This is a genomic window from Acidaminococcus sp. BV3L6 (genome assembly GCF_000468835.1).
Classification (GTDB): Bacteria; Bacillota; Negativicutes; order Acidaminococcales; family Acidaminococcaceae; genus Acidaminococcus; species Acidaminococcus intestini.
Genome location: NZ_AWUR01000051.1, coordinates 1 through 9730, shown reverse-complemented (window position 1 = coordinate 9730; position 9730 = coordinate 1). Strand labels below are relative to the sequence as shown.

8 protein-coding genes are annotated in these 9730 nt (G+C 47.3%); 7 read left to right on the top strand and 1 reads right to left on the bottom strand.

Going from position 1 to position 9730, the window contains the following annotated elements; translation table 11 throughout:
• The first annotated feature begins 400 nt into the window (after nucleotides 1-400).
• Together HMPREF1246_RS09380 and HMPREF1246_RS09375 are read left to right on the top strand one after the other, a co-directional pair.
• On the top strand, nucleotides 401-1576 hold the full coding sequence (locus HMPREF1246_RS09380) for a type III PLP-dependent enzyme (protein ID WP_009015053.1): 1176 nt from the start codon (nucleotides 401-403) through the stop codon (nucleotides 1574-1576).
• Nucleotides 1577-1671: 95 nt separating this feature from the next.
• On the top strand, nucleotides 1672-2469 hold the full coding sequence (locus HMPREF1246_RS09375; RefSeq protein ID WP_021737359.1) for a hypothetical protein: 798 nt from the start codon (nucleotides 1672-1674) through the stop codon (nucleotides 2467-2469).
• Between the two features lie 74 nt (nucleotides 2470-2543).
• On the opposite strand, the gene HMPREF1246_RS09370 is transcribed toward HMPREF1246_RS09375, so the two are convergent.
• Nucleotides 2544-3983, bottom strand: a complete 1440-nt coding sequence (locus tag HMPREF1246_RS09370; protein WP_014128066.1) for a sodium/glutamate symporter — start codon at nucleotides 3981-3983, stop codon at nucleotides 2544-2546.
• A 366-nt stretch (nucleotides 3984-4349) separates the two neighbouring features.
• Between HMPREF1246_RS09370 and HMPREF1246_RS09365 the strand changes: the two genes are divergently transcribed.
• The 5 genes from HMPREF1246_RS09365 (at nucleotide 4350) to HMPREF1246_RS09345 (ending at nucleotide 9594) form a co-directional block, all read left to right on the top strand.
• Complete coding sequence (locus HMPREF1246_RS09365) at nucleotides 4350-5231, top strand: NAD(P)-dependent oxidoreductase (RefSeq protein WP_021737357.1); 882 nt, start codon at nucleotides 4350-4352, stop codon at nucleotides 5229-5231.
• Between the two features lie 53 nt (nucleotides 5232-5284).
• On the top strand, nucleotides 5285-6334 hold the full coding sequence (locus HMPREF1246_RS09360; RefSeq protein ID WP_009015049.1) for an ABC transporter substrate-binding protein: 1050 nt from the start codon (nucleotides 5285-5287) through the stop codon (nucleotides 6332-6334).
• A gap of 92 nt (nucleotides 6335-6426) precedes the next feature.
• Nucleotides 6427-8109 (top strand): iron ABC transporter permease, encoded by a 1683-nt coding sequence (locus tag HMPREF1246_RS09355; protein ID WP_009015048.1) that lies wholly within the window; start codon nucleotides 6427-6429, stop codon nucleotides 8107-8109.
• A gap of 18 nt (nucleotides 8110-8127) precedes the next feature.
• Nucleotides 8128-9198, top strand: a complete 1071-nt coding sequence (locus HMPREF1246_RS09350) for an ABC transporter ATP-binding protein (RefSeq protein ID WP_021737358.1) — start codon at nucleotides 8128-8130, stop codon at nucleotides 9196-9198.
• A 15-nt stretch (nucleotides 9199-9213) separates the two neighbouring features.
• Nucleotides 9214-9594, top strand: a complete 381-nt coding sequence (locus tag HMPREF1246_RS09345) for a RidA family protein (RefSeq protein ID WP_016459829.1) — start codon at nucleotides 9214-9216, stop codon at nucleotides 9592-9594.
• The last annotated feature ends 136 nt before the right edge of the window (nucleotides 9595-9730 follow it).

Below are 9730 nucleotides of genomic sequence, written 5' to 3'. Positions count from 1 at the left end.
CCAATATTTATTCATGGACGCCTCTTTCTTATTGAGAGAAAAAAGAAGAGTATAGCTCTGCTTCAATGAAAAAAGGAGTATAGGGGTGTATGCAAAAGACGTTATCAAGTTGTAAAAGATGGTACAGATTTAAAAATATTCATAAGCCCTTTTTCTCCTAAAGAGCTTTGGCTCCGTATGGAGCCGTATGAGGCCGTAAGAGATAGTATGAGGGAGTAAATAGAATAATTGCTTTTATTCATTTAATTTATAGGACTATCCAGCGATTTTCATATTTTTTCTTCAATCTCCTCAAATCTCCTTCAATTTCCTCTATTTTCCTCTTGTCTTTTCTGTGCTCTGTAGTATAATTAACAGCGAACTAAAATATGCGTCGCTGACGCCAGAGGGGGATGGATAGATGAACGAACAAGCTTTTTTTCAATTGAGTCAAGATGCAGTCAGCCGGTTAGCTGAAAGATACGGCACTCCTTTGCTGGTGCTTTCCTTGGAACAGATTGAAAAAAATTATGACATCCTGCGGACCCATATCCCGCAGATGAGAATCCATTACGCAATGAAGGCCAATCCGGATTTGAGAATCCTGGAGACCATGATTGATAAAAACGCTGATTTTGACGTTGCAAGTGACGGGGAAATCCGTACCTTGGCAAGCCTTGGTGTTCCGGGGGAAAAGATGATCTATGCCAATCCCATCAAGACGGAAGCTGGCCTCAAGGCCTGCGTCGATGCTGGTGTAACGCGTATGACCTTTGACAGTGAATCGGAAATCTGCAAAATTGCCAAATGGGTACCCCATGCGACCGTGCTTCTGCGCTTGCGCATTGATAATCCCAAGGCCCATGTGGACCTTAACAAGAAATTTGGCGCGCCGCGGGAAAAGGCCCTGTCCCTTATGAGACTGGCACGGCAGGCTGGTCTTGACATGGCTGGAATTGCCTTCCATGTCGGCAGTCAGGTTACAACGGCCGATTCTTATCTCCACGCCTTTGATGTTGTCCATGAACTCCTGGAAGAAGCAAAAAATGAGGGGTTTGACCTTCCCATCATGGATATTGGTGGCGGGTTCCCCATTCCGGAAACGGGTGTCCATTACAACTTGACGGCTATCTTGGATCAGATAGCAGCCCGCTTGCGGGAAGACTTTTCCGATAAGATCATTTGGAGTGAACCCGGCCGCTATATGGCTGGCACGGCTCAAAATCTTATTACCAAGGTCATTGGCGTCAATGAACGCAATGGTCAGGTCTGGTATTTCCTCGATGATGGTATTTATGGGACCTTCTCCGGCGTAATCTTCGATCAGTGGGACTACAAGCTTATCAGCTTCAAGGAAGGGGAGAAGATCCCGGCAACCTTTGCTGGCCCGAGCTGTGATTCCTTGGATATTATGTTCCGCGGCAAGATGACCGAACCCCTTGAAGTGGATGACTTGCTCCTTGTTCCTGTCTGCGGTGCCTATACATCGGCTTCAGCAACGACCTTCAATGGGTTCAAAAAGGCCCGTATGGTTATTTGGGAGGATGTACGGGATGAACTTGGCTTGGGAAATGAGCAGCTTTCCCTTGCTGTATAACCTTTGAACCGCAACCGGTCTCCTGCGGGGGGCCGGTTTTTTGCGCCTTGTTTTGAAAAACATGGTATAATGACGCATGGAAAGGATGGATTTCTATGAGAAAATTACTGCGCCCCTTCCTTTTTCTTGTTTGCACCCTGGCTCTTTTGGCAGCTGGATGCGGGAAAAAAGCGGCAGCGCCTAAGATTGAGCCGGTCCAGTATCCGGGCTGGATTGAAGTCAAATTGGATCCGGATGCCCGGTTTTCGGTTCCTTCCGCTTTTTTTGAGGAAACGGAAGCAATCCGGAAAAAGATGGAAGCTGAAGAAACAGATCCCTATGTAAAGGCCCTCCTTGAAAAGGATCGGGCCCAATATTCCAAAAAAGGAAGCATCGTCCTTGTGACAACAGATCAAGGAGCGGCTTTCCTTGAGGCCGGAAACCATGCGGCGCGAATTACGTTTCAAACCGTGGGAAGTCCTATGAAGCTTCCTCGGTATGGACAGAATCTAGGTATGGATGAAAAGGCCCTCCAGGAATTTGGCACAGCCACCATGGACGGCATCAAATTCAGTGATGGAAAGGGCCTTCCAGATGGGTATACTGTCACTTACAGTAACTGGAGCCCAATGAAGACGGAAATCATAAACGGTGTGGAACATCTTTTTACGGCCTACGATAAGACCATCCTACAGGAAGGCGTTCCCCTTGTGACGGTCCACACCCTGCGCTGGACCTTCCTCAATAATGACCGCATCCATATCTTGACGGCCTCCTATCCTAAGGAGGAGGAAGCCTATTGGAATGATGACGGGCGGAAACTTAGGAACATTGTGAGAACCCTTGCCATAATACCGTCGAAGTCGGCGGCGAAAGATAGTTTTCTTGATAAGGTCAAGGCCCTCCTTCCATAAGAAATCGTCCTTTTCTGATAAAGAACAAAGACCGCTGCATGAAGAGCAGCGGTCTTTTTGGATGGAAAAAAGAATCACTCAGCCAGAACGGTTTCCCTCATCTTCTCCTTGCGAGGGGATCCATAGAGCTTTTTCCCAATAAAAGCAATCAGATAGCAGCAAACGGTATAGATGATGCCAAATTTCAGCATATCCATGGCTGTTCCTTTAACGAGGATAGCATACATGATGGGTGTGCTTACAAGCTCAATGACCTGCCGGATGGCGTAGGATAGGGAGTAGTCCGTCATAACAGGGGAGTCAAAATTGGGATCGCAGATTTTAAGCAGCGTGGCACCTGTCATCATGACGCCGGTATTGATGCCAAAACTGAGGATGCCCCGTTCAAAAGGATAGCTGTCAGGAAGGAAATATTGGAACATCTTGATGGTCGTATAGTAGACCAGAACAAAGCCCGCCGCAGAAATAACAAGGATGGGGAGAATATAATCCAAGACGGCGCGAATCGGCATGCTGGCGATGGCAGCGATAATGGAGAAGTCAGCAAAAATGCCGCAAATATGGTTCTTTATTTTAACGTCAATCATCCATTCCAAATGCAGTTTTTGAATGCCATAGTTGACGGCATACATGAGAAGCAGGGCATAGGGCCAAACAGGTACGTCCTGAAGTCCGATGATCTGATATTTGACAAATAGGCCGCGCAGATAATAAGCTAGTCCGCAGTCGGCAAGGATAATGGCAAGGTGAACGGTCAATGGTTCAATGGCAGCACTTTGGGTAGTCTCCCGTCCCATTTGTCCCTGCTTGTTTATTTCCTTTGTAAATCCATAGGTATCTTCTGTCGGGAGAGAGGCGGATCCTTTCAAAAAGGCCGTTTCCCCTTTTGCGGCAGCGCGGTTGATAATCATGACGCCTAGCAGGATCCCGCCAAGCAGGCCAATCGTGGCAAAGGTGGTAAGAACGCCTTGGGACAGTTCCCAGTAGCTGGCGCCTCCTTCCATGAGCAGGCTCCCAATGGCCCCGGCCATACCGTGACCGCCGTTAAAGCCCTGACAGATTTCGTAGCCGAATTGGTTGTAGAATTCTAGACCGGGAATAAAGGCCATAAAAAGTAGGGGAAGTCCGACGCCTAGGATAATCTGAAAGCCAAAGGCTCCGCTTGCAATGCCGCTCACAATAGCAATCTTAGCGGCTTCTTTGCGGTTTTCTTGAGGATCGAGCCGTTTTTTCTTGACGAAGTTTCCCAAGGGAATCCCGGCAAACATGGGAACGACGAGAATCCCTGCAAGCAGGGACCACGTCTTGTTCCATTCAGGGGATATGGGGGAATAGCCTGTAAGACCAAGGACTTCAGGCCCTAAAAGAAGTCCGAGGAATCCGCCGATGACAGACGCGGGAACCAGGAAACGTCTGAATAGGGAAATCTTGGCTCGAAGATAGAGTCCGATAAGGAGCAGAACACCTAGGAAAGCAGTACTCTTGAGAAGTTCTTGCAGGATCTTGCTGGTCATGAAAAGGCCTCCTTTGATATAAAATACAGAATTATCAATTATATCGTATCAATAATTTACTACTTTGTCTATGATTTGTTTTTGTATAATGGACGCAATATAAAATAAAGGCGAATTTACTATTCCATTCAAGTTAGACGGAGAATAAGGCTGCTTGTTACAAAAAAAGGGTTATCATCAGCACAGTGCCCATGTTACAGGGAGTTTTTAAGAATTTTGATGTATAGGCATCTTTTGTAATGGAAAAAGTGCGATGAATGATGCAATTATCAGAATTATAGGGATAATTCGTTGCCATAGCGATTCAAATTATATATAATGAGTGTGTTCCTTAGTCAAGTGCTGGGGAAAAAGGAGGAATTCCATATGACGGAAATGCTGAAGATTGGTTTTGTAGGGACGGGCATCATGGGAAAATCCATGCTTTGTAACCTTGGAAAAAAGGGCTATGAAATGCATGCCTATGCTCGGCACCCTGAGAAGATTGCGGACCTTGAATCCGAAGGGGTTGCCCTTCATGAAACGCTTGCTGACTGCGTCAAAGCGGTCGATGTCATGATTTCCATTGTCGGTTTTCCTAAAGATGTGGAAGCGGTCTATTTCGGAGAAGGGGGCATCTTTAATAATGCCCACCACGGACAATATATCATTGATATGACTACGACAAGTCCAACCCTTGCAAAAAAACTCTGCGAAAAAGGAACTGCCATTGGCCTTCATGTCCTCGATGCACCGGTTACAGGTGGGGATACGGGCGCTAAAAACGCAACCCTTTCCATCCTTGTCGGTGGTGAAAAAGAGGATTTTCAGGCCATGCGCCCTGTCTTTGAGGGGATGGGAACCAACATCAACTACATGGGACCGGCTGGTTCCGGTCAGCATGCCAAGATGGCCAACCAGATCATGATTGCCGGCGCCATGAGCGGCATTTGTGAAGCCCTGAACTATGCAAAAAAGGAGGGTCTTGATCTGGATACTCTTTTAGCTGCCGTGTCCACCGGGGCGGCGGGCAGTGCTCAGCTCAATGCTTTTGGAAGCAAGATGGTCCATGGTGATTTCGCACCGGGTTTTTTCCTGAAACACTTCATCAAAGATATGAATCTCGCCGATGAAGAAGCGAGCAAGATGGGCCTTGCCCTGCCCGTTCTCAAACAGGTCCTTGCGGAATACCGGACCCTCGAGGCAAAAGGAATGGGGGATTTAGGAACGCAGGCGCTTTTTACCTACTACGCTGACAAAGAAAAATAAATCGAGGCGGGATGGTCTCCCCGCGGAATCCACTCCAGAAAGGATGAATCTACATGATGAAGAAAAAATGGTGTAAACTAGCAGCTCTTGCCCTTACCTGCGGCAGCCTTCTTGCAGCAGGCTGCGGTGGCGGCGGTGACAAGAAAGAAGCCGCTTCGGGCGGCAAGAAAGTTTCAGGCAATGTCATGGTCTATACGTCCATGTATCCTGATGTCGTCAATTCCCGTGTGAAACCAGCTGTTCAAAAGGCGTTTCCCGACTTAAAGGTTAATTGGTTCCAAGGCGGTACAGAAAAGATCAAGACAAAGATTGCCGGGGAAATCAAGGCAGACAAGATCAGCGACGACGTCCTCATGGTTGCTGACCCATCCTATTATATCTATCTCAAGGAAAAGGGTCTCCTTCTGGATTACAAGTCCCCTGAAATCAAACATCATATCATGGAAGTGGATAAGGATGGCGCTTGGACTTCCGTCCGTGTCTGCAATATGATTATTGCCTACAATAAGGATAAGATTGCAAAGGAAGATATTCCGACAAGCTGGGAAGACTTGACAAATCCAAAGTATAAAGGCCGTATTGCCATGCCGAACCCGCTTCTGTCCGGGACTGCTTATGTTGCTGTTGGAGCCCTTGCTGATAAATTTGGCTGGGAGTATTTTGATCGTTTGAAAGCCAATGGACTCCGTGTTGAAGAAGGCAACAGTGCCATCCAAAATAAACTTCTCACAGGTGAATATATGGCTGCCATCATCTTGGAAGAAAATGTGCTGAAACTCCAGCAGACCAAGAAGGAACCGTTGGAAGTTGTGTATCCGAAGGAAGGGTGCATCCTCATTTCTTCACCGATCGGCATCTTCAAAGCGACAAAGAATCCAGACGGTGCCAAGGCTCTTACGGATTGGTGGCTCAGCAAAGAAGGTCAGGAAGCCGTAACTGCTGGCTGGATGTATTCGGTCCGGGATGATGTGGAAAAACCGCAGGGATCCAAACATACGCTGAAGGAATTGCTCCAGAATGCCATTAAGGTAGATTGGGATAAGCTGACTAAGAATGAAGCCCAAATCAAGGAAGAATTCCGATCTCGCGTCCTCGATAGATAAAAGATCACCTTCCGCAGCCATCGGACTGTGAGCGGGGAGCTGGGGAACATCCTCTGGCCTCCCCGCTTTTTCAAGCGGAAAAGGAGTTTACAGTGAAACGATATCAAATGCCGCGCCTTGACAGTAAGTTTATGGTCATTGCGCTATCTGTCCTCATCCTTCTTTATTTCATTGTACTGCCTCTGGCTGTACTTATTATCGACAGCGTTGTTGTTGATGGACACCTGGACGTGTCGAGTTATCTTACTGTCTATGGACAGGCCGTCAATATGAGGGCCCTGACCAATACGGCGAAAATCTCTATTCTCGTCATGATTCTTTCCGTCCTGATAACCTTTCCTTTGGCCTGGCTTATCGGCCGAACGGATTTGCCGGGACGAAAAAAGTTCCGAACCATCCTTGTTGCCAGTTATATGATTCCCCCTTATGTTGGGGCCATTGCTTGGACGCAGCTTCTTAATCCTGATGTAGGATATCTCAATGCCCTATTGAAAACCATCTTTTCCTTGAGCAAGGCCCCTTTTAATATTTATACGGAAGGTGGACTTATCTGGGTCTTGACCCTCTTTTATTCCCCTTTTGCTTTTATTACCATTTCCCGTGCCATGGAAAAAATGGATCCCACACTGGAAGAAGCTTCCCGCGTTTCCGGCGCTTCGCCGCTTCGTGTCCTGTGGGATGTGACACTGCCGCTCATGGCGCCGAGTATCCTCGCCGGCGGCCTCTTGGTCTTCATTGGGGCTGGTTCTGCTTTTGGAATCCCGGCTATTGTGGGCATGCCAGGCAACATTGAAGTCCTGACAACGCGCATTGTATCCTTCGTCTATATGGGCAACGACAGCGGTATCCGCAATGCGACAACCCTTGCCGTATCGCTTATGATTCTTGCCAATGGTCTGCTCTTTTTCATGACTTGGTTCATGGGACGCAAGGATTATACGACCATTGGCGGAAAAAGCACCCGGCCAGCCTTGGTGGAATTGGGAAAATGGAAAGGTCTTGCTACTTTTCTTGTAGCCGTCTATGCTTTTATAGCCGTAATCCTGCCGTTAGGATCCATTGTCATTACAAGCTTCATGGTGAGCATGTCCAAAGGCCTTAGTCTTGATAATTTTGGCTTTGACGCATGGATACCGGTTCTTGAAAACAGTCAGTATCTCGATTGCATTTGGCGCTCTTTGGGGTATGCTTTCATTGCTGCAACGATTGGCACGATCCTTTCCCTTTTTGTGGCTTATCTATCGGTTAAAACGCACGTGAAGGGGCGCAGTCTCCCAGATCTGCTTGTGATGGTCGGCGGCAGTACGCCCAGCGTTGTTATTGCACTGGCTCTCATCATAACCTTCTCGGGTAACTACGGCTTAAACCTTTATTCCACCATGTGGATCCTCATTGTCAGCTATCTTGTGAAGTATATGACCATGAGTGTTCGTACCATTGCCGCTTCCCTAAGCCAGGTTTCTTCAAGTCTTGAAGAGGCAGGGCTGAACTCTGGTGCGGGCTGGCTTCGCATTTGTAAGGATATTATCATGCCGCTTATTGCTCCTTCCATTGTAGCGGGCTGGTTCCTCATCTTTATGCCTTCCTTTTATGAATTGACCATGTCGAATCTGCTTTATGGCAGTGATACCCAGACCATTGGTGTCCTTCTTTACGAACTGCAGACCTATGCTGATACGCAGAATGCTTCGGTTATGTCTGTTATCATTCTCATCATTGTTATGGTGGGGAACCTCATCTTGAACAAAGTGTCAAAAGGGCACATTGCCATTTAGCAAGGAGGAAAATAAATTATGTCTCAAGTCAAACTCGAGCATCTTTATAAACGTTTTGGAAATGTAACGGCTGTGGGAGATTTCAATCTTGACGTGAAAGATGGGGAGTTCATCTCGTTCCTAGGACCTTCGGGCTGTGGCAAGACGACGACCCTACGGATGATTGCCGGCTTTGAACGTCCCACGGAAGGCTCCATTATCCTGGGGGATACTGTTGTTTCCAGTGCAAGTGAAGGACTTTTTATGGCACCGGAAAAACGGGATATAGGCATGGTCTTCCAATCTTATGCTGTTTGGCCCCATATGACGGTCGCAGAAAACGTAGCCTATCCTTTGAAAATCCAGGGCGTCAGCAAGGCCGAACGGGACCGCCGTGTGGAAGAAGCCCTTAAGATGGTTCACCTTGACCAGTATGGAAGACGCTATCCCAATCAACTTTCTGGCGGGCAGCAGCAGCGCGTGGCTCTTGCTCGTGCGCTCATTGCACATCCTGGCCTACTCCTTTTGGATGAACCTCTTTCAAATCTTGATGCCAAGCTCCGGGAAAGCATGCGCTTTGAAATTTCGACACTCCAAAAAGAGCTTGGCATTACGGTTATTTACGTCACCCACGATCAATCAGAAGCCATGACCATGAGTGATCGCATTGTCGTCATGAATGGTGGCGAAATCCAGCAGATTGGACGCCCTTTTGATGTCTATACCCATCCTGCCAAAAAGATGGTGGCTGATTTTATTGGTCTTGTCAATTTCGTACCTGCTGCGATGCGGGGTGATAGGGCCTTTATCAAGAATACTACCGTTTCTTTCCCTAATGAGGCGGGAATTCCTGAAGGAGATGGCATTATTGCTGTTCGTCCTGAAAATGTAAGCCTTTCCAAGAACGGAGGGATGCTTAAGGGGACGGTACGGCATCGTTTCTATATGGGGGATGCTGTTGACTACCGCATTGAGACCGCAGCCGGTATGATCCGCGTCATGACCCATGGCAGTGCGTACCATACTTGGAAAGATGGAGAGGAGATTTATCTTGATTTTCGTGATATAATTCTATTGGGTAACGAAAGAAACAACTATATTATCACTTGATTGGAGGAACTTTTCATGAAAAAAGAAATTGCTACCAAAAATGCCCCTTCCGCGATTGGACCCTATTCCCAGGGGATTGAAGCTTCCGGAACGACGGTTTATGTATCCGGTCAGATTCCTATCGATCCTAAGACGGGCGAGTTTGCTGGCGATGATATCGTCACCCAGACGAAACAATCCTTGACGAATGTCAAGAATATCCTTGCTGAAGCTGGCTGCAGCCTTGATGATGTCGTTAAGACGACGGTCCTTCTTGCGGATATCAAGGACTTTGGACCTATGAATGAAATCTATGGGGAATTCTTCAAAGGTGTTTGTCCGGCTCGTGCCTGCTTCCAGGTAGCGGCGCTTCCTAAAGGTGCCCTTGTGGAAATTGAGGCCTTTGCCGTTAAATAAGAGCTTTCGTTTGGCCGCTGCTTTTTGCAGCGGTCTTTTTTTATTTGGGATACATGTTAGTTAATCCTAATTTATATAACAATAAAGAATACGTGAATTATTGCAATAAAATGTAATGGAGATGAGAAAAAATTGG

What these genes read in the sequence shown, in the direction of transcription:
- HMPREF1246_RS09380 (WP_009015053.1), top strand. Translation starts at nt 401, where the DNA reads ATGAACGAACAAGCTTTTTTTCAATTGAGTCAAGATGCAGTCAGCCGG.
- HMPREF1246_RS09375 (WP_021737359.1), top strand. Translation starts at nt 1,672, where the DNA reads ATGAGAAAATTACTGCGCCCCTTCCTTTTTCTTGTTTGCACCCTGGCT.
- HMPREF1246_RS09370 (WP_014128066.1), bottom strand. Translation starts at nt 3,983, where the DNA reads ATGACCAGCAAGATCCTGCAAGAACTTCTCAAGAGTACTGCTTTCCTA.
- HMPREF1246_RS09365 (WP_021737357.1), top strand. Translation starts at nt 4,350, where the DNA reads ATGACGGAAATGCTGAAGATTGGTTTTGTAGGGACGGGCATCATGGGA.
- HMPREF1246_RS09360 (WP_009015049.1), top strand. Translation starts at nt 5,285, where the DNA reads ATGATGAAGAAAAAATGGTGTAAACTAGCAGCTCTTGCCCTTACCTGC.
- HMPREF1246_RS09350 (WP_021737358.1), top strand. Translation starts at nt 8,128, where the DNA reads ATGTCTCAAGTCAAACTCGAGCATCTTTATAAACGTTTTGGAAATGTA.
- HMPREF1246_RS09345 (WP_016459829.1), top strand. Translation starts at nt 9,214, where the DNA reads ATGAAAAAAGAAATTGCTACCAAAAATGCCCCTTCCGCGATTGGACCC.